Below are 22970 nucleotides of genomic sequence, written 5' to 3'. Positions count from 1 at the left end.
CGGATCTTTATTTATGTTTTGATATCTAAAAGAAGACATAACTTTTGCTCTGCCTTTTGTGACGCTGTGTTTTGGTCTTGCTAAAGTTTCTGTCGGCAGCTCTTCTTTCTCTCATTTTGCTTTCACGTTTCATTTTATTAGGAATATCGAAGTTGATTCCCAGAGTAATTTCATGTGTACCATTACTACTATCAGCAATTAAATTATCGGTATAATGATCGTATGAATATCCAATATAGTACTGGTTGTAGTTCACACCTACCATTCCAACAATCTGATCGTTTGTACGATAAGAGGCTGCCATCCAAAAATGATTGATGTAAAGTTTGATTGAGGCATCGTAATACATTTCAGAATCGATTGTTTGGCGAACAATTACAGATGGCTCAAGATCAATTAAATCGGTCACGTGAAAAGTGTAACCTGCAGTTCCGTAAAAATGGCGCATCATAATATCATCGTTGTAATTGTTATCACCCATTCGGACTGATGACTGGAACAAATGTACAGCCGAAAATCCTACAAAATAGTCATCGTTGTACAGATATACACCAAAATTGGCATCAGGTACATAGGTAACCCTATCGGTACCTGTATAAAGCGGATCGTTCACAGGAATATCTTTCCCATCGAATTTGTACTGGTAAAACAATCCTCCCAAACCAAATGACAGCTTGGTTCCCGACTGTCCCAATCGCTTTCTTGTCAATTGCAAATGGTAGGCATATGATAGTTCGATTCCTGTACGCGATACAGCCCCGTATTTGTCGTTAAAGAAATATCCTCCCACGCCTACACCTCGTTGTTTGTTACGGCGAGCCAAAGGGTTCCCCATCACATTACAAGTCGTACATTTGCCACCCAGATTTTTATTAAAGCTTAATGCCTGGGTTTCCGGAGCTCCATCAACACCAGCCCATTGTTGCCTTAAACTTAGTCGCAATGGCGAATACATTCTACTACCAGCCATGGCTGGATTTAATAAAAACCCATTCTCCACGTACTGACTGTAAAGTGGCAACTGCTGTGCTTTTACTTGAGTCATCCCAAGTAAGAGGATACCTAATAAAATTAGCGTTCTTTTCATTAGAATATTCTGGTCAGGTTTTAAAGTTCGTTCTCTTATCTTAATATCGTAACGGTTCCCATTATCGGTTTCTCTTCGTCAACTTCAACGGCATAGTAATATGAACCAATTGGCAGTTTCATGTTTCCATTGTAGCCTTTCCAAGGTTCTCCCTTGTACTCATTACCTGTTCCGCTAAACTTATAAACAGCTTTCCCCCATCGGTCGTAAATCACAATTTTAAGATTCTGAATAAATTCTATTCGGTCGATGTCCCAATAATCGTTATAACCATCAGCATTTGGTGTAAACGCTTTTGGAATACGAATTCTGCGTTCGAACAGGTATTCAACAACAATTGTTGAGTCTAATTCACAACCATTTGCGTCTACCAAATTCAGGTGATATGTACCCCTGTCGAGATCTTCGAGAGTTGGTGAATTATCCAATGCAATGCCATCTGTTGACCAATTGTATGTATAATCTGTTACACCACCACTCACACTAACACCCAGTGCACCATCCATCGCATCGTAAGTGGTTGGTCGAATCACCTCCACTTCAAGCGCTAATGGTTCCGGCTCAAAAATATCAACGATAGAAACATCATTACACCCTTGCGCATCGGTTACGGAAACTTCGTAAGTTCCCAATTTTAAATCGGTTGCTTCCTGTGTATCCTGTCCATCAGACCATAAAATTGTATAATCTGGCGTACCCCCTGTAATATCTACATATGCGCGACCCGTTCCGTCTCCATGACAGAGAACATCCTCAAAATCATTAACTTCAGCAATTAGCGTATCTGGTTCATTCAAGGTAAATGTTCCACTCTTGCTACATCCATTATCATCGGTAACAATGTAATCATATGTTCCCCTGGTTAGCTCTTCAATTCGCTGAGTTACACTACCATAGTTGTCCCAATTGATAACATATGGTGCGGTTCCTTCCGTAATATCCAACTGAATCCAACCATTTTCCAATCCGTAACAAGTTGGTTCCTTGCTGTCTGCAACTGCCACATACAGTTCTGCAGGCTCAACAATCTCAATATCAACTGGTGTCGATTTACAACCATTCCTATCGGTGATTTCAACTGTATAAATTCCGGCTGATAAATTTTCCTGATCTTCATTAGTCGGAATTACTCCCGTACCTGTCCAAACACAGGTATAAGCAGGTGTTCCACCCTTAGGTTGTATGTTGATATAACCATCATCCATTCCAGGACATGTTATATTTTTCGTAAACACTTCAACATCCAATAAATCTGGTTCTTCTACGATAACAATCAATGTTTGTTCCTCATATCCCGGATCTCCACCCGAATCGTGCACCGTAACTTTGTAAGTGCCAGATGATAAACCAGTAATATCCTGATCATTACTCCTGAAGTAATTTGCCCCACTCCATGTAAATGTAAGGTTTGCTGGATCGCTGGCTCCTTCTATTCCAAGGCTAATTGCACCATCGCTGGCACCAGGACAAATATTATGCGTTACCAAAGTTGTATACAACAACAACTTAGAAGGTTCGTGCACTTTTTTATCATCTTCTATTCTACAAGAATTAGCATCAATTACTGCCACTTCGTAGATTCCCATTTCTAATCCACTTACCGATACACTTCCTGTAGTATTATCCACATCGGCGTAAGAGTAACCATTTGGACCTGAGATTAATACCGTATAAGGAGCTGTACCTCCACCAAAGCTGGCAGAAATTGTTCCATCGCGTTGCCCCTCGGCTGTGATATCAGTTGGTGTAACCGTTAAATTCATATCTGTCGACTCTGCAATCAATTGATTTCCAGATACAGAACAACCAGTTGCCGTAGTAACAGTGTATGTATACAATGCAGGTTCCAAATTGAGTATTCTCTTGGCCGAAGACAGAAAGCCGGTTCCCAAATCATTGGTCCATTCTATGGTATAATCTGCCTTACCTGCATCAACCGATAATTCAATTTCTCCATTGCCAGCCTGGTTACAACTTACATCTTTGTAATTTGCAACACTTACAACAATCGGATCGGCAGCTAACAGTTCATAACTTGCATTTGCAGTATTACCACCATCTGTTACAGTTACAGAATAAGTTCCTGGTGCTAAACCACTTATCGACTGCCCACTTCCTGTATAGCCTGAAGGCCCGGTCCACGAGTAGGTATAAGTTCCTGATCCTCCGGCCGCTACCGCTTCCAGTTCACCATCCGAAAAACCTACACACCCAACAGGTTGTACCTGATTGATATAAGTATACACCAGTCCCGGAGATTCGATAATTACAGATTTCTCTACAGTTGTACAACCTGATGCATCGGTGGCAATTACATGATAAACACCTGCCGCCAGATTTTCAATCAAGTAATTATTTTCATCAAAATTATCAGGACTGCTAAAAGTTCCACTTGGTCCACTTACCGTAAAAGTATAAGGCATTCTTCCTTCGAATAATTCCAAAGCCAAAATTCCTTCATTTGCTCCAGGAGTTTCAACATGTTGTTCTACTACAACTCCCAATTGTAATGGAAGACCAATATCGAGATCAACAGTATCGTTATACGAACAGTTTTTCTTATCGGTGACTTCTAAGGAATATTTTCCTGAAACTAAATTTTCAATATTTTTTTGATAGGCCTTATAATCATTCGGACCAGTCCACGTATAAGAGTAACCTTCGTTCCCACCATAAGGTGTTACATAAATAATTCCATCTTCTGTATTTTCACAAGAAGGCAAAACTTTATCAGCAACAATAAATCCAATTTTGTTAGGCTCCGTTACTGTAATTTCCTGCTCTAATATGCACCCATGGCCATCAACGATTCGTAATACGTAATTCTCAGGGGCTAAACCTTTGAATATTCCGGTCGTTTCTTCCACACCATCAAGGAAATAGCGGTAATCAGGGGTACCCTGTCCACCTACAACAAATATTTCACCTGTATTATCGCCATGACAATTGGCTGGTTCTACAACTAACTCTTCTGCAATAAGTTCGCTTGGTTCATTCAATTCTTGCTCCTTACTTGCAACACATCCTGCATTGTCGGTAACTGTTAATTGATATAGCCCACCAGCTAATCCCGATATATTATTATCGCTGGATGTATATCCGTCAGGACCAGTCCATGAGTAAGAATAATCTGGTACACCGCCAATTACACTTGGAGAAAATTCTCCATTGGCATCGCCATAACATTTCAGATCCAAACCATTCAAATCCACAATCATTTCAGGGTTTGAATTAATGGTCACATCTTCTTCTACAGTTTTACAATCATTTTCATCCTGAACGTAAACTTTGTAATCTCCAGAAAATAATCCTGTGATATTTTCACTCGCCTGTAAATTGTCATCCAAATAATATGACAATCCTCCCGTTCCACCCGAAGCATCAATTAAAATTTCTCCTTCAGGAACAGTAAAGCAAGCTAAATCTTTCGTATCGATATTATCTATTAATAATTCATAAGCATCGAATACATTTACGATGGTGTCGAATGTACAATTTTTACCATCGGCTACAGTTACATGATATTTTCCTGGATCAAGATTGAACGCAGTACTTTCCCAAATTGTCTTGTCAGTAGATGCAGTTGTAATTTCAGTTCCCGATTCATCTTCCCAGAAAAATTGATATTCCGGATATTGAACATCGGCAACTTTTGCAATGATTCGACCATTTCCTTGTCCGAAACATTTTACATTATTGGAAGTAATTTCCAAAGATACTTTTGAAACTTCTCCAAGGGCAACTTCAATTTTCGATTCGATTTTACAATCGGTACCATCAAATTTGTTGATTCCATATCGAACTTCAACTTTATAAAATCCATTTTGATCAACTTCGATTACCGGATTTGTTTCACCAGTTAATTCTGTATATGGATCTGTTGCTCCGTCATCAGCACTGAAATACCATTGGAAAGTTGTTGAACTGTTAATTGGAAATCCTTCAACATGATCCAAAACTGCAACATTACTACACCACTCTTCTCTAGGTTTATCAAAACTCTCTTCGAATGAAGGTGGATTTTCCTCTCCACTTGGATCAACATATAAAACAAAACCTGTAGTGTTATCTTCTTCAAAATGATATTTAACTGGATGTGGTTGCCCAGAACCCGAAGTACCCTGAATATCAGTTAGTGCTGCATTGTAAATTTTGTCGAAAGTTCCGCTTGGTTTATGAACTGTTGCCGGAACTCCTGCTGTACTGGATTTTAGGAAAACGTATGAACAACGAACACCTTCCATTTTTAAATCGTAATGAACCGTTATGGTTTTTCCCGATTCGATGGTATTGTTTTCATATCCCAGAGTGAATTCAAGATTTGTAAATTCATTGTTACCAAAAATCTTTCCTTCCTCCATAAATCTTACCGAACCAAAATACCCTTGTTCTGTATCGGCTGTACTTTTAATATTGATTACTCCATTGTCAACAAAATCAACAAATCCGAAATGAACGTCACCATCTGTTTCGCAATAGATTCCACCACCATTCTCGAAAGTAATATAGGAATCGGTACTTGTGAAAGTCAAACCTCCGGTAGTATTCATTTTCATGTTCCAACCTGTAATGGCATCGGAACTTATTGTCACCAAAGATTTTGTCATATCGAACGAACGAACTGCATCAAAATCGTGAAGCGATAATGAACTAAACTGATTTACAGTGAAGTTATTCTCCTGGGTTGAAACAGATCCTTCATCAATAATCAGGTTACCGGAAGTAACAAATCCTGTTTGCCACGTCCAATTCTGGCTGGTTCCAATAAATCGGATATCTCCATCCATGGTTTTACTGGCAAAGTCAACAGTTTTATTATCGGTTAAACCATCGCCAACAAACTCGAATGTTCCCTGCATATCCAATGCCATACTTTCTGTAAGGTCCATAGAACCACCAATTTGCAATTTAGCGGTTACTGAAAAATTTGCATCCGGATCAATATCATCATTCCAAGTCATGCTATGACACTTTGCATCGGCTGTAATCTCAACCAACTTACTGCCAAAGAATGAATTGGAAGTAAAAAACACATCGTCGTTTAGAGTTGGAACACAACCTTCTTCGCTACCGTCCATAGCTCTACTCCAGTTTTCATGATTGTTCCAATCATCATCAGCTCCATTACCCGTCCAGTATAATGCTATAGGTGCAATGGCACCATCTATTGTCCAGCCAGTTACATTTCCTAAATCGAAAGAATTCGTAGCGGTATAAGTAACTCCTTCAGAAACATCGGCATGTATATCTTTCAATTCCAGGAAGTTTCCTGTTACATTATTATTGGCTTTGATAAATGTTTCATTACCTGCACCATCCTTAGTGGAATGTAAATATATCGGTGCAAAACAACTACCTTCTACCAATAGATTGTCGGTAGTAATGGTTCTGCCCTTTTCCAATTTATACTCAAAACCTCTTGCCAATTCAAGAGTTCCAAATGAATTTTTCTTCCCGTTAATTACACCATCACCTTGTATTAACATGTGCGAAGCATATACATCGAGTCCAGAGAAACCACCATCCAGCTTACCTCCCTGTTCGAAAATAAAATCATTGAAGCTGATAGAATGTGCTGCTGTACCTACAAGAATTACATCGGCAATATCTTTTACACGAACTGTACTATTATCAGCAACTAATTCAAACCCTTGATCGTAAGACTCATCGGCAAGGTTAATATAGATTGATCTTCCAGAAACATCCTCGCTACCATTCACAATTACATTAGAATTACTGATATCTAATCCTCTTGAATGAATTCCGGCAGGTTGATCGATGGAAGTGATACTTTTACACTCTACTAAATTGCCATTGGCAACCAATTTTCCTTGGCGGATAAACAAATCTCCTGAAGTCTGAAAGTCAGAATACATTGTCCAAACTCCTGATTTACCATCGAACTCCACTACATTTGGAAACACATAACCAAATGTGTTCATACTCTGAGCTTCGGTTGCTCTAAAATAGAAATTTACCAGAGGAGATAAATCAATATCCAATTCTGCATTCAATATAAACGAGCCATATATATATACACCTGAAATATCGGTTGCTCCCATTACAAAATTTGGTCGAGCTGTTTCAGATCCAGTCCAATCCATTGTTCTGCATCGAATATCTCCAGCTCCTGTATATACATTCTGATCAAATCCGTTAAATGAATTTACATCAAAGAAAACATTATCCTTAGCTGTTGGCACACAACCATCTGCGGCTCCGCCCGAAGTTGTAGACCAATGGTTCGGATCGTCCCAGTTTCCTTCTCCTCCTACCCAGAACAGATCTCTTCCCGTAGGTTCGTCCTCGAACTTCCAACCTGTGGTATTACCCAAATCAAGAGAAGCTTTCGCTACAAACACATTATCTGGTTCTGCATGAACATTTAGTAGATTTACCGAATTCACCTCTATATCAGTCACTCCTGATTTTGCCTGGAAAATCGCAGCATCAGAATCTGAGCCTGAAATATCAATGGTACCTTCACAAGCACCATCGGCATTTAATCCACCTAAAATAAAAGTTTGTCCGCTTTCAAAAACATAAGTTTTACCTACTGCCATTTGAATATTTTCAGCTGTAAAACTAATTTTCGAAGGTGTTGGTTTTCTGAAATAAGTATTTCCATTGAAAACCATATTGTTGAAGCTTACATCATCAGCAAAAACATCCAGGTAAGCATTTCCGGTTGTTTCTTGAAAAGTTAAATTGTGGAAGTTTAAAACTTCATCGCCCGTTGAAACAATAAATTCACCAGCTGTTGCCATCTGAATTTCAGATGTTCCTGCCAGTAAAGTAAATGAGTTTGCAGACACCTCTAATCGATCTACTTTTAGAATGGAAGATCCCAGGTTTAATGAACGAAGATTATCTACTCCATAATTTGAATAAAATTCGTTTGCCTCAACTTGGTGATTATTTGTTGAAAGATCACCTCGTTCAAGATTGATAATTCCGGTAGTTGTAAGATCTGAATTTAAAGCCCAAGGACCATTTTTCCATGTTCCATCATCCTGTTTGTTTCCGACAAAATTCAAGTCACTTATCAGTTCAACTGCACCAATCGTAATGGTTTGAGCAGTTTCTGCTTTAAAATTCATTTCGCCTGAAAAAGAATTATTACCAACTGCCATTCCTGACATATCCAGGCTACCAAATACATTTAGTTGCTGGTCACCAGAAAAGGTCATTGTTGGTGAAGCAATCCAGGTCATATTGTTACATTCGGCAATTTTTCCTTTTACCGAGATGTTTACATTTAAATTTCCTGTAGGTATGCTACCTTCATCAAAGAAAACATTGTCTTTTCTGGTTGGAACACAACCAGTATCCCAGTTTCCTGCTTCAAACCAATTGCCATCCACAGCTCCTGTCCAATTTACATCTCCACCTACCAGGTCGTTCGGAAAAACCCAACCATCGTAGCCAGATACACCAACCGATTCTTTTGCTTGCAGTACACCTGCCATTCCGCCAACAACATTTACATCTTCAACTCGAATGCGTTGGATATTTGAAGAGTTTACATCACTATCAATAAAGGCAATTCCGCCATCCCCTTTCAAGGAGATATTTTCTGAACATGAACCCATTGCTGTAAGTCCATCGATATCAAGAATTTTCTGAGTACTTCCAGCCTGGAAAAGATATTCATTCCCTTCAGCAAAAACCAGCTTATGGTATTGATGATTTCCTTTTATGATTGCACTACCATTAAACCTTAACTCATCGAAAGTTGGATAGTCTGTTGCATTATCATTGGTTAAAAACACCTGGTTATCAAGCGGATTAAACAATACAGCTCCATAATTGATTCCATCAGAATTGTTATTATAAAACTCTGCACCACTTTGAGTCAATGTAATTTGAGATCCTGTGCCGTTAAAGGTAAAACCACTGCCTTCAACATGCCATGCACGCATTACACCTTCGTTAATGTCTATCGTTGAGTTGGTAATATCCAAAGTTCTTGCCTGACTGGAATTAGATTCAAATCGATCAGCATCAATATCAAATGTTGCGGCAGATAAATTTCCAGAAATCAGACGCAATACATTATCGATACTAATATTGGTAGCCAATGTATAAGCTCCAGTTGCCTCAACAATTAGCGCACCAGACATTGTAGCATTTAAAGAAACCGAACCACTTCCTTTTAGGTAAGTTTCTCCATTGAAAGCCCAATTGGCTCCTGTTGCATTCAGCGATGAGTAAACTTCAAGAGAATTATTCCCTCCAATCACTGAAGTTCCTAAAACAGTAAGTTCCTTACACTCGGCAGGAACATTAATTTCTACTGTAAATCCATCTGGTATGGTGGCATTATTGTTCCTTGAAGGAACACATGATTTGTCCCAATTTAAGTGATTGCCCCACAAATTATCTCCTCCTGCACCCGTCCATGTATAATCGTCGGCAGAAGGGGCAATAAAGTTCCAACCTGTGTTTGCACCCAGGTCGTAAGAATTGTTTGCGGCAAATGGAGCAGCTCCTCCGTTGGCAGTGATATTTCTAACTTTTAAATAATCTAAGGCAACACCATTGGCAGAAATAAAACCTCCGGCACCACCACCTGTTATACTTATATATGAGTAACATTGTCCTAAAGCTGTAAACAACACTTGAACATTTTGAACTCCATTATTCAAAGTATATGAATTGCCTTCTGTAAAAACCAGTTCCTGAAAATCATTTTCTCCACTTAAACTACCATCTTTCTGAAAAGTAAGTTTATTAAAATTCGCTCTTAAACTTGAATTCACAATCTCTCCGGCGTTACCAGAGAAAACAAGATCGTAGAAATCTACCATTTGCATCCCAGTAGTTTCAACACTGGAATTATCAGACAAAATATTAATAGTGGAATTTCCTGGATGTACTGTAAGATTATCGGTTTGAAAAGACAAGACCGAATTTCCTGTTTTATTTAAATTAATCGTCGCAGAGTTTAAAAATAATTCGCGCGAAATTGATGTTTCAGATACAATACTACCACAATTCACTTCAGCTTCGATACTTAAAGTTCCTTGCTGAAACTGAATGTCATTATCAAGAATATCAAGATCTCCAGTAATTCTCCAACCTCCATTGTTTTCAAAAATAAGATCCCCATCAAAGATATTACCTCCAAAATCGATTGTATTGCCTTGTGTACTTGCTCTAAAATATAAAGGACGATCAAGATCGATGATCATTTGGTTGGTAAAAGTTACACCACCGTATATGACCAAATAATGAGCTGGATTGGCATCCGTTTTCAGGGTTGGCATATTTTTTACATTTCCCCAATGCATATTCGCACAACGAGCTACGTTGGTAATTACAACCTCCGCTCCCGGATCTGGAAATGAAAATTCATCGAAATACACATTATCGTCCTTATCGGGCAACAAGGCTTCCGGATTCACCTTTCCTCCTGGCTGATCACTCCAATGTTGAATATCATTGAAATTACCCGATCCTCCAATCCAGTAGAAATCACGTGCTTCGGCAGTAATATAAACAGTATGTAGTAATATTAATAGTAGTAGACGTATACCATACCTTTTCATAACAATCAGTTTTCTAATCAGTCAAACTCACTAGCATGTTAGATAAAAACAATTATTCTTTTTATAAAAGAACTCTTTGTTTTGACGAGAGAAAAATAAATAAGTTTCAAATTTGGTGAAAAATTTCAACATATTAATTATTACCCATGTATTATTTCCACCTACAAATCACACATTTTTCCCCTAAGTTATGAATAGTTTTTTGTTTTATAAAAATTAAACATTTGTAGTTTGAACGATATCAGAAGTTTACAAGCAAAAAACCTGATCAAATAAGGTATGATCAGGTTTTTCAATATGTTTAGATGATTGTAATCTTTTTTTATGACCAGTCCTTGTGGTCTTTTTACATGAATTCTATTTCCTCCAAATCGTCCCAATCGATAATTTCATATTGGTCATTTCCGGTGAATATTAATATTCCCGCATTTTTTCCCGAAACATCAGTTTGATCGCCTAAATAAAGGTTTTGCCCACTTTTTAGCTCAACTAAACAATAATTATACGCCTTGGGTGTAATTTTTTTCACATTTCTAAAAGGAATGGAAAATTCTAGCTTATCATTCAACCCATTAAGAACCTCAGAATCCATAGCCTCATCAAGATCGTACACAATAACTCCTTCGAAGGTTTTCCCCTCCTTGGTAGTTAGCTTGCCATATAGCCTTTCAGAATCTTTAAATTCAGAAAAACAGTTCACCACATTTTGAGGAAGGGCTATAATTTCCAATGACAAAAAGTGTTTCCAGGTAAAATCAATTCTCCCAACTTGAGGAATGGTTACAATAATTCCCCTGTTGCTTCTGCTTACGTCATTCGACGATTTTAAATGCAATTCTCGACCCGATTGTAAAGTAATCAATGATCCATTCTCTTGCTTTTTTATCTCTTTTATTTTAGCAAAAGGGATATTCATATCGCCATCGCGACTTAAGCCATCCAGTTTATCTTGCAGCAAGCGTTCATCATGATCCCATTGAATAAAACCGGTAAACTCTCCTATTGTAGTTGTAATTTTTCCATAAATTGGATTTCCAAAATTTTCCTGAATCTGGTTCTCAGGTCTGAAAAAATTAACTACATCAATTCTATTCCAATCAATTTTAAGCAAGCCCAATTCATGATCCATGATCCAAACCTGATTTCCAACATCATTGGAACCTCCTTTGAGATTAATGAATTTCCCTGTTTTTAATTCAAGGTTTACCGATTCGCTGCCTGTAACCGAAATGGAATTGATATCACCAAAACGACATTCGAATTTTCGTATCAATGACTGATTGGTAGAACCATTGGAGTACTCAACACGATACCATGAAGTTCTTCTTCGTTTCTTGTACTCTACTATTTGGGGCTTTTCTTCGTCCAGGTATTTCAGGTAAGGATTTTCAATTTTCTGAGAATTAAAAACATCCGTTAGAAAAACTTCCTCATCGTTCCAACGAATTGGACCTTCATATACATCTCCATCAACAGTAGTTATTGAACCATACAGATAGCAAGGATAGTTTTGGGCTCCTAAGCCTAAGGCATTCAATAACAAGCTAAAAAACAAAGAAAAAAACAGTACGATTTTAATCAGGTATTCCATATTGCGGCTTTATTAATTGTTTTGAATCGTTTGTAAGACGAACAAAGCTCTTATTAGTTACAGCCGCAATTTAAATTATTTTTTTCTGAATAAAACCTGGATGTATTTTGAGTTTTCGGCAGGTGTAAAAATTTGTATCAACTCCCAATCCGAATCGTAATCAGCTATCGTCTTCTTTAGCTTATAAATCCTTAATAAATTTTCTGCAATCCCACTTTCCGGATCAAATTCAGGATCATCGCTCACGTCCCATACAAATGATTCGAGTCTATATTGAACACTTATTTTGCGATCTGCAAATTTCACTTCCACTTCGGCCACCTGGTTATCATCGGCAAATGGAATGGGTACACATATTTCTCTCATGACTTAAAGGTTAAAGGTTATTGCTTGTTGTTTTTATTCATATTTAATGGCATTTACCGGATCGGCAGAGGCTGCTCTGAACGATTGCCATGCAACGGTACAAATTCCGATTGCCAAAGAAACAATGATGGTAAGCAGAAAAATCCACCAACTAATCTGAATGCGATATGAAAAATCGTTCAGCCAAACATTCATTGCCCAGTAGGCAATTGGTATGGCTATAATATTGGCTATTATAATCAGCTTCACAAACTCTTTGGTTAACAGGTACACAAGCTGACTAACCGAAGCTCCCAAAACTTTACGAACACCCAACTCTTTGGTTCGCTGCTCGGCAATAAAGGACGAAAGGCCAAATAAACCCAGAGAAGCAATAAGGATACTCAGCAAAGAAAAAATGGAGAAAATCCATGTCAACCTTACTTCAGAATCATAATTCTCTCTCAATCTTTCATCCAAAAAGAAGTAATTAAAGGCCATTTTTGGACTAAACTCGTTCCAAACCTTCTCGATATATTTTATCGTTTCTTCCCGGTTATCCTGATTCAGTTTTACGTACATAACCCGTCGAAACCTCTCATGTTCGCTTACCAGAAAGTTAATCGGTTCAATATTTTCACGCAAAGGTCGGTAATGAAAATCAGCTACAACACCAACTACCTCTCCTTTCATGATTCCATCATCATCCTCTTCTCCCTCTAACTCAACGCCCAATTGCAACTTTTTACCAACGGCATTCTCATTCCAATTGAATTTTCTGGCTGCGGCCTGGTTCACAATAAATGCACTGCTTGTATCCGAAGCGATATTCCGGTCGAACTTTCTGCCTTGCATCATTTTCATCTGCATCATATCCAGGTAATCAAAATCGATTACACTAAAGTTTAGGGCATATTGTTCCATCCCTTCCTCACCTTCGTACAAATGCACAGTTTTCGAACCATCAAAACCAATTAATGTATTAGAGGTAGCAACTGTGTTGATATTTGGATTTTTTCTGAGCTCATCTTTCAAAGGTTCAATCCTGGTTCTCATTAGAGAATCTCTAACGATACTTACCAAAACATCCTCCTTACTAAATCCCATATCCTTGTTATTCATGTAATTTAGCTGAATGCCTACAATTATGGTTCCGCTAATCATGATGGCAGATACGGTAAACTGTGATATCACCAGAAGTTTTCTGAGCATTCCACCTGCTTTGCCCTTTATGGTTGATCCTTTTAAAATGACCGCAGGATGAAAAGAAGACAAATAAAATGCAGGATAACTACCAGAAACAATACCAAGAATCAAGGCCAATAGAACACTGAAAACTAATATTTCTGGTGTCTCCGAAATACTTAGAGCCAAATCCTTATCCACCAAACTATTAAAAAATGGCAAAATCAGCTCTACTACAATAATTGCAATTGCCAGGGCCAGAAATGTTAAGGATAAACTCTCCATTAAAAACTGTCTGATCAAGGTATCTCGATGCGCCCCAACAACTTTTCGAACACCAACTTCCCTTGCTCTTTTGGTAGATCGGGCTGTGGCCATATTCATATAATTAATACCAGCAATCGATAATATAAAAAAGGCTATGGCTGATAATATAAATATATACTTGATATTGCCTGTTGGTGCATCCCACTGAAGGTCGGACTTTAAATGGATATCGGCGAGCTTCTGAACAACCAGGGTGTAATCAATTCCCAACTGATCGCCCAGGGCTTTCATGTATTTTTCGTAATAAAGCGGAAATTTTTCCTTGATGGCTTCTACCCTGGAGTTTTCCTTCAGCAGTAGGAAAGTATAATTGCTAAAACTCCAAAATGTAATGGGTTCGGTGCTATTGAACTCCTCCGAGCCACGCAAGGCCTCAAGGGTTTTCATGGAATAAAAGCCTCTGAACCTAAAGTGACTGTTTCCCGGAATATCTTCCATTACACCAGTTACTGTAAAGGATCTATCCTCACCTACAATTAATACCTTTCCAAGCGGATCTTCATCGCCAAAATACTTTTTGGCCAGCGTTTGGTTTAAAACAATAGAGTATGGTTCGCTTAGTGCTTTATCAGGATCACCTTGCAGAAGCTTATAACTAAACACCCTGAATACACTCGAATCAACATAGGAAATTCGTTCCTCGTAAAACTCTTTTTCACCATATCGGAATTGTTGTCTTCCCGACCCCTGAACTCTAACAAACTCTTCCACTTCAGGAAATTCCTGCTTAAAAGTTGGTCCAAAAGGCATGGGCGAGGTAGCTACCCGGTCGCGTTTTCCATTCAAGGTAAAATCGGAAGCCAAACGCACAATTCTTTTATGCTTTACATTGTACTTATCGTAGGATAATTCTTCCTGAATAAAAAGCACAATTAAAATTGCACATATTAATCCCACCGACAATCCTGTAACATTAAGGACTGTATAGAACTTATTTCGATTAAAATTTCGAATAATGGTAATTAAGAAATTTTTTAACATTGCGATTCTATTGATGAAACAAGTAGATGTGGGGTTTTGTGGGCTTGGGTATTATAGTTTTTGTCTCATATTTTCGGTAACTACATGACCATCGAACAGCTGAATAATTCTATGACTCCTATCGGCATCAGACGGCGAGTGAGTTACCATGATAATTGTAGTTCCTTCTTCATTCAATTGTGTTAAAAGGTTCATCACCTCTTCACCATTCGCCGAATCCAGGTTCCCTGTAGGCTCATCGGCCAAAATCAATTTTGGATTTGAAATTACGGCACGAGCAATTGCAACTCTTTGTTGCTGCCCTCCCGAAAGTTGCTGAGGAAAGTGTTTTGCCCTGTGGGCGATATTCATTCTTTCCAAGGCTTCATTCACTCTTCTTTTACGTTCCGAACCCGATACTTTCATATAAAGCAATGGCAATTCAACATTCTCGAATACAGTAAGTTCATCAATCAGGTTAAAGCTCTGAAATACAAAACCAATGTTCTCTTTTCTAAGATTTGTTCTTTGGCGCTCAGAGTAATTTTCAACCTGGTAACCATTAAAGTGTAATTCTCCCTCGCTTGGGTTATCTAATAAACCTATAATATTTAACAGGGTAGATTTTCCACAACCCGATGGTCCCATAATGGCAACAAATTCTCCTTCATTAATTTCGAGGTTCACATTGTTCAGAGCTGTTGTTTCAACCTCATCTGTTCGGAAGATCTTAATTAAGTTTTTCGTTTTAATCATAGCCTTTATATTTATAATTTATTCATATTTTAAAACTTGGGCAGGAGCACTTGAAACCAGGCGTGCAATCTGTTTATAGATGGTTAAAAATGCAATTAGAATTGATAAAATCCCTGCCAGGATAAATATGCCAATTCCGATTTCAATTCTGTAGGCAAATCCATTCAGCCACCATTCCATTGCAAAAAATGAGAGCACCCAGGCAATTGCTACCGATAACATGATCCATTTGAAAATGTCTTTGTATAACAATTGAAATATATGATCGACGTTGGCCCCAAACACTTTTCTTAATGCCACCTCTCTTGCCTTGCTCTCGGTAACAAAGGAAACCAGGCCAAACAATCCGAGGCAAGAAATGATAAAGGCAATTGCCGTGAATGTTGCAAACAGCTTTCCCATTCTTGATTCTGCCTGGTAGAAATAATCAAAATCCTCCTCAAGCAATCGGTAATTGAATGGTACATCAGGAAATTTTTGTGTCCATATTTTTCTAATGTTATTTACAATAGGTTCCTGATCTTCGCCAACGCGTATACCAATGTATTTAAAAGATCTCGGATTACGCATCATGATTAGTGGGTTAACTCCCACCTGCAGACTATTAAAATTAAAGTCTTTCACAATACCAATCACCTCTCCGGTATAGTTCCAAAGTGTAATTTCCTCACCAATGGTATACACCATACCCATTTTTTCTGCTGCCGATTCATTGATGATAAACTTTAAAGTATCCTCGCCATGTTTTTTCGAAAATCCACGGCCCTGAATTACATCCATTTCGAAAGTTTCAATAAAATCAAAATCAACAAAGGAGAGTTGAAACAAAACCTGTTCGGCATCAACAGTTTTACCCGGCCATTCAACATCCCAGGTTGAATTTGAAAAGTTTACCGGCATCTGATTTGCCGCTGTAACCCAATGAACTCCGGGAATTTTAAGCAATTCATTTTTCAACTCAGAGTACTCATCATAGAAATCATCCAGCATTTCTACATAAACAATATTGTCTTTGTTGTAGCCAATATCCGATTCTTGTAAGAAATTCAATTGTTTATATATCACGCAAGTGCAAATAAAAAGTGCAATTGACATGCTAAATTGAATTACAACCAATATTTTTCGCAACATGGCAGAATCCTGCCTGAACACTCCCCTGATGACTTGAATGGGTAAAAAGGAAGAAAGAAATAAAGCTGGATAACTTCCCGATAAAACACCTGTTGTTAAAACAATGAAAACAACAGCAAGCAAGAATTTAAAATTGCCCGGATTTAGAGTTAATGTTCTATTGGTTAGATCGCCAAAAACAGGCAATAACAACTCTACAAACACAATGGCCATTCCAAGTGCGATGCATGTAAATATGATAGATTCGGTAAGGAATAAACCTACCAAACCACGTCTTTGTGCTCCAACTACTTTTCGAATGGCAACTTCCCTGGCTCGTCTTTCTGATCTGGCCGTAGCCAAGTTCATATAATTAAAACAAGCAATTAATAGTATCAGTACTGCAACCAAAAGAAAAACCTGTACATACCAAATTGGTCCGGCTTTGTTCTTATTAATTGAGTACAAATGATACCTGTCGAAGGCCTGCAAATCCAGCTCTACATTAGAGTATGGAATTCGCTGTCGCACATGATACCTTATATTTTCAGCCAAATAATCGGTATTGGCTCCATCTTTTAGTTTTAAAAATGTATGAAATGAATTGGCTTCCCAATCACTTAAATCGTATTGCCAATAATCTCTGAAAAACTTGAATGGCAGAAAAAAATCAAAATGTATCGATGAATTTTCTGGAGCATTCTCCACCACTGCACCAACAATATACTGATAGGTCGAATTGATTTCAATGGTCAGACCTACCGGATCGATATCACCAAAAAAACGTTCCGATAGCCTGCGACTCAGTACAATCGTATTTTCATTCTCCAGCGGATTTGTATAGTTTCCATAGAGAATTGGAAGCGAAAATATTTTAAAGAAATCAGGATCGACAACCTTACCTCCATTTTCGACTATGGTTTTGCCATTGGCTGATAAAACCAACTGCCCCCATGTACTTACCATTCGCGAAGCATATTCTACTTCGGGATACTCGTTCTTTAAGGATTCGGCTAAAGGACTTGGCGTAGAATAGACCGAAAATATATCGCCATCGGCATATTGCTGATTCTCATAAACGGTATAAATCCTATTGATATCCTTGTGATAAGTATCGAAACTAATTTCATAATTTACCCAAATTAGTATCAAAAGTGTGCACGTAACTCCCGTGGCCAATCCCAAAATATTAATTGCGGAATAAGCTTTTTGCTTGTACAAATTTCGAATTACGGTATTGAGTAAAATTTTTATCATCGATTTACTTTAAAAGTAACTTTTCTGCTTCGCCATAAAGTTCATAGCTGTTGGTAATTACCTTTTCGCCTGGCTGCAATCCTTCCAAAACCTCGTAGTATTTCGGATTTTGATTTCCCAATTTGATCTCTCTTTTCACTGCAAATTCTCCCGATGGATCGACAACGAAAATCCACTGTCCACCTGTACTTTGGAAAAATCCTCCTCGAGGTACTAACAATGCTTCTCGGGGTTCTCCCAACTCGATTTTGGTACGGAAAGTTTGCCCTGTTCTAATTCCCTCAGGCAAATTACCATCAAATTTCAAATCTATTTCGAACTGTCCGTTACGAACCTCAGGGTATACCTTCGATACCTTTAACAGATATTCTTTGCCATTAAATTTAAAATTTGCGTTTAAACCTTTGTTTAATCTTGCAATGTAAAGCTCATCTACCATTGCATTTATTTTATAGTTGTCCAGAACATTCACCTGACCAAGTCTTTGACCTTTTGATTTTGACTCACCCAACTCGGCATTTAAAGCTCCCAACTGACCACTAACCGGAGCCTTCACATTCAGATTCTGTAGTTTCTCTCGAACCAAATCCAAATTGTCTTCCATTTTGCTCAAGTTGGCTTCCAGTCTTTCAATTTGGATTGTTCTGGATAGTGAATCTGTTTTTTGACGCTCCAATAACAAATCCCTCACCTTTTTATGGTAGAAGTAATCGTCGCGAGAAGCTTCAAATTCTTCCTGTGCAATTAAATCCTTCTCGAAGAAGGTCTTATTTCTCGTATATTGTCTTTTACTTTTTGCCAAATTTAAATCGATATCCAACAAGTTACGCTTAATATTAAGTCGATCTTGCTCCATACTCAATCGAGTATCACGTAATCGGTTTACCTGTTCTGTAAAAGCGGCTTCCGAATTTAAGATCTGCAAATTCAATTCCGAATTACTTAAACGTAAAATCACATCGCCTTTGGTAACCATACTCCCTTCTTCAAGTAAAATTTCTTCCACTCGTCCACCTTCAATTGCATCCAAATAAACAGTTGTTATTGGATTTACAGTACCAGTTCGGGCAATGTACTCCTGAAAATAGTCGTTTTTAACATCAGCAATTGAAAGTGTTTCTTCATCTACTCTAAAGCTTAAACCTGATGTTCCTAAAAATGCTGTGTAGAGAATAACTATGGCTACTACGCCAACTGCCAGGTACCAGTTTTTCTTCTGAAGATACCACGGCTTCTTCTCGATAATTCTATCCATATTTTTTTGACTTGTTATATACCTTTTTCAAACACAGCAAAACAACAACCACTTTCATGCCAAATACAACTTTATCTTGAATAACAGATACTTAATCGACAAAAACTACAATTTTGCCGATAAAGTATGAACGGATTTAAGACACAAAGTGTACGATTACGTACATCATTTTTTTATTTCTGAAATATTAGTAATAACTTGAGTCCAGATTTAAACAAAATAAACCGAACCCACAAATAAATATCATATTATGACAGCGCAAAAGAGCGGAAAAATATTGGCTATCGATGACAATGAAGATATATTATTTTCATTGAAATTACTTTTAAAACAACATGTAGAGTTAATTCATACCGAATCGGATCCTGAAATGATTCCGAAACTAATGAAACAGGAAGAATACGATGTGATTCTATTGGATATGAACTTTACCAAAGATGCCATTAGTGGGCAGGAAGGATACCATTGGTTAAACAAAATTCTTGAAATCGATCCAAGAGCAGTAGTTTTATTTATTACTGCCTACGGCGATATCGAAAAATCGGTAAAAGCAATTAAAGCCGGAGCAACAGATTTTATTTTAAAACCATGGCAGAACGAAAAACTTCTGGCAACCATTTCTTCGGCCATAAAGCTTCGTAAATCGAAAGAGGAAGTTAGCGAACTAAAAACAAAGCAAAAAGAACTGAATGCTGTTCTCGATCAACCTTTTAACGATTTTATTGGTACGTCGCCAGAAATGCAGCAAGTATTTCAAACCATTAGCAAGGTTTCCAAAACCGATGCCAATGTTCTGATTCTTGGCGAAAACGGAACAGGTAAAGAACTTGTTGCAAGAGCTCTTCATCGAAACTCGAGCAGAAAAGATGAAGTATTTGTAAGTGTTGACCTTGGTTCGATAAACGAAAACTTGTTTGAAAGCGAATTATTTGGTCATGTGAAAGGAGCATTTACCGATGCCAGAACCGATCGCCCGGGCAGATTCGAAATTGCTTCAGGAGGAACTTTATTCCTGGATGAAATTGGAAACCTAAGTTTGCCAATGCAAGCCAAACTATTAACTGTTTTAGAAAGGCGAGAAGTAATTCGTGTGGGTTCAAACAAACCAATTCCAATCGATATTCGCTTGATATGCGCGACAAACATGCCCTTAAAACAAATGGCATCAGAAGAAAAATACCGTCAGGATTTATTATACCGAATTAACACTGTAGAAATAGGTCTTCCTCCACTACGAGAGAGATATGAAGATATTCCTTTATTGGCAGATCATTTCCTTGAAATCTATTCGAAGAAATACAAGAAGAGAATCAGTCCACTATCGAAAGCATGCATTAACAAGCTTTATGATTACGGATGGCCGGGTAATGTTCGAGAATTACAGCACCAAATGGAAAGAGCTGTAATTATGGCCGATGATAAAAACCTCGAACCAGGCGATTTTCAAATTAGCATGGAAAGAAGTCAGCAAGACGATGTAGAGTTTGACTCCTACAACCTGGAAGAAGTGGAGAAAAATATCATCCAAAAGGTTTTAAAAACAAACAAAGGAAATATATCTAAAGCAGCAGGCGAACTTGGACTAACAAGAACCTCTCTATACCGAAGACTAGAAAAATATGGTTTATAAAAGTTTCCGAATTAATTTTATTATCAGGATTATCGTTCTTTCTGCAACGATATTCCTGTTATTCTACCTGGTCGCTAAAAAAAGCTTATACTTTACAGCGAGCCTGACTTTTATTGCCATAATATACCAGGTTTATGAAATTATCAGGTATGTAGAAAAAACAAACCGACTGCTTAAGAATTTTCTTGAATCGATTCGCTATTCCGACTTTACAAGAAACTTCCAGGTACAAGGCCTGGGCAGTTCGTTTGATAAATTACAAGAGTCATTCAATGCGGTAATTACCGATTTTCAAAAAATCCGTGCAGAAAAAGAAGAGCATTATTTTTACCTGCAAACTGTAATCCAGCACATTGGAATCAGTTTAATTGCATTTCATCGCGATGGAAAGGTAGAAATGATCAACAATGCTTCGAAAAAGCTGTTCCAGATCAGCAATCTGAAAATGATTCAGGATTTGAAATCGTTTAGCCCCGATCTTGTTGATTCTTTATTGAGCCTGAAGCACGGAGAAAACACCTTAATTAAGGTAAACGACAATGATGACATTCTGCAGTTGGCTGTATATGCCACCGAGTTTAAAATCAATAATCGCCAGGTAATTCTTGTATCGATAAAGAATATCCAGTACGAGTTGGAGGAACAGGAGATTGAATCATGGCAAAAGCTAATTCGTGTCTTAACCCACGAAATTATGAATTCCATTACTCCAATTTCTTCTCTTTCTACAACCCTTACCACAATTCTGGATGATTTTGGTGAGAACAATACCAACCGTTTCGAGGAGGAAGATTTAGAAACCTTAAACGAGGTGAAGATGGCATTGGAAACCATACACAAAAGAAGTTCCGGTCTGCTCCACTTTGTTGATACTTATCGAAACTTAACCAAAATTCCGAAACCGAATTTCAGCATTTTCCAGGTTCAGAAGTTATTTGATAACATCCACCGATTAATGGAAGAGGAAATCAGGAGAAATGGAATTGAATGTGAAATTAGTATCAATCCTGAATCCATCGAACTTTCGGCCGATGAGCAGCTCATAGAGCAAGTTTTAATCAATTTAATTAAGAATTCGATTCATGCTTTGGAGCACTCTGAAAATCCAAAAATCGAGCTTAAGGCTTATATGAATTCAAGAGGCAGGATTTCAATACAGGTAAACGATAATGGTCAAGGAATTATTAAGGAAGTTTTAGATAAGGTTTTTATTCCATTCTTTACCACAAAACCGAAAGGTTCGGGAATTGGCTTAAGCCTGTCGAAACAGATCCTACGCTTGCATGGAGGTACCATTACAGCTCATTCGGTGCCGGATGAGAGAACCAGTTTCACATTAACTTTTTAGTTATAGCTGTAAGAATTAACGTTCTAATAATTTTAATTTAAGAAATTCTTTCATTAAATTTAAAGGGCAAATATATTTCTAACCCTTAATAAAATATACAGCATATGACTAAGACAATCACATTTAATGAGCTAAGACAAATTAAGGATCGTTTGCCAGATGGCAGCATGCAAAGGATTGCGGAAGATTTACAATTAAACGTAGAAACAGTTAGAAATTATTTTGGTGGAACAAATTTTGACGAAGGTAAAAGTACAGGAATCCACGTTGAACAAGGACCTAATGGAGGTATTGTTGAACTTGATGATACTACAATTTTAGATCACGCTTTCCGTATTTTGGAGAATGCCTAAAAAGGGAATTTGACATCAAATAAATAAAAAAGGGTTTTGAATATTATCAAAACCCTTTTTTAGTAGATCTGTCCCGTCCTGAAATAAGTTGACAGTAAATCGACTTATTTATGAAAATATTGAGAAAGACTGTAGCAAGGCGTACCCAACGAAATTATAATTTATCCTTTAAATTGTCAGTTGTACGTCAAGTTGAAGAAGGGGAAATGACCTAC

Annotated in this window: 11 protein-coding genes; 3 read left to right on the top strand and 8 right to left on the bottom strand. The window is 37.7% G+C overall.

The features are described from left to right. Positions 1 to 25 precede the first annotated feature (25 nt). The 8 genes from ELS83_RS16225 to ELS83_RS16190 all read right to left on the bottom strand — a co-directional run bounded on the left by ELS83_RS16225 (position 26) and on the right by ELS83_RS16190 (position 19424). Positions 26 to 1087: a PorP/SprF family type IX secretion system membrane protein gene (locus ELS83_RS16225; RefSeq protein ID WP_171596599.1), complete on the bottom strand. Its 1062-nt coding sequence runs from the start codon at positions 1085 to 1087 to the stop codon at positions 26 to 28. A gap of 35 nt (positions 1088 to 1122) precedes the next feature. Next, entirely contained in the window at positions 1123 to 10638 is a 9516-nt protein-coding gene (locus tag ELS83_RS16220; RefSeq protein ID WP_171596598.1) for a T9SS type B sorting domain-containing protein, read from the bottom strand. Between the two features lie 346 nt (positions 10639 to 10984). After that, a complete protein-coding gene (locus tag ELS83_RS16215) occupies positions 10985 to 12229 on the bottom strand; it encodes a hypothetical protein (RefSeq protein ID WP_171596597.1) in 1245 nt (414 codons plus the stop codon). 75 nt (positions 12230 to 12304) lie between these two features. Beyond that, positions 12305 to 12595, bottom strand: coding sequence for a hypothetical protein (locus tag ELS83_RS16210; RefSeq protein ID WP_171596596.1), 291 nt, complete (start codon positions 12593 to 12595; stop codon positions 12305 to 12307). Positions 12596 to 12628: 33 nt separating this feature from the next. Then, positions 12629 to 15067, bottom strand: a complete 2439-nt coding sequence (locus tag ELS83_RS16205) for an ABC transporter permease (protein WP_171596595.1) — start codon at positions 15065 to 15067, stop codon at positions 12629 to 12631. Positions 15068 to 15118: 51 nt separating this feature from the next. Further along, the gene (locus ELS83_RS16200; protein ID WP_171596594.1) at positions 15119 to 15802 is read right to left on the bottom strand and encodes an ABC transporter ATP-binding protein; all 684 of its coding nucleotides are present in this window, start codon (positions 15800 to 15802) and stop codon (positions 15119 to 15121) included. Between the two features lie 18 nt (positions 15803 to 15820). Next, a complete protein-coding gene (locus ELS83_RS16195; RefSeq protein WP_171596593.1) occupies positions 15821 to 18169 on the bottom strand; it encodes an ABC transporter permease in 2349 nt (782 codons plus the stop codon). Between the two features lie 4 nt (positions 18170 to 18173). Next, the gene (locus ELS83_RS16190; RefSeq protein WP_171596592.1) at positions 18174 to 19424 is read right to left on the bottom strand and encodes an efflux RND transporter periplasmic adaptor subunit; all 1251 of its coding nucleotides are present in this window, start codon (positions 19422 to 19424) and stop codon (positions 18174 to 18176) included. Positions 19425 to 19674: 250 nt separating this feature from the next. Here ELS83_RS16190 and ELS83_RS16185 point away from each other — a divergent pair, with 250 nt between their 5' ends. The 3 genes from ELS83_RS16185 to ELS83_RS16175 all read left to right on the top strand — a co-directional run bounded on the left by ELS83_RS16185 (position 19675) and on the right by ELS83_RS16175 (position 22755). Continuing rightward, positions 19675 to 21054 carry a sigma-54-dependent transcriptional regulator gene (locus ELS83_RS16185; protein ID WP_171596591.1) on the top strand — a complete coding sequence of 460 codons (1380 nt, stop codon included), beginning with the start codon at positions 19675 to 19677 and terminating at the stop codon, positions 21052 to 21054. Beyond that, positions 21044 to 22402 carry a sensor histidine kinase gene (locus tag ELS83_RS16180; RefSeq protein WP_171596590.1) on the top strand — a complete coding sequence of 453 codons (1359 nt, stop codon included), beginning with the start codon at positions 21044 to 21046 and terminating at the stop codon, positions 22400 to 22402. Before ELS83_RS16185 ends, ELS83_RS16180 begins: the two co-directional genes overlap by 11 nt. A gap of 104 nt (positions 22403 to 22506) precedes the next feature. Then, positions 22507 to 22755, top strand: coding sequence for a DNA-binding protein (locus ELS83_RS16175; protein WP_171596589.1), 249 nt, complete (start codon positions 22507 to 22509; stop codon positions 22753 to 22755). The last annotated feature ends 215 nt before the right edge of the window (positions 22756 to 22970 follow it).

Origin of the sequence: Marinifilum caeruleilacunae, from assembly GCF_013141825.1 — a bacterium.
GTDB lineage: Bacteria > Bacteroidota > Bacteroidia > Bacteroidales > Marinifilaceae > Marinifilum > Marinifilum caeruleilacunae.
This window is presented reverse-complemented; position numbering and strand designations above follow the sequence as displayed.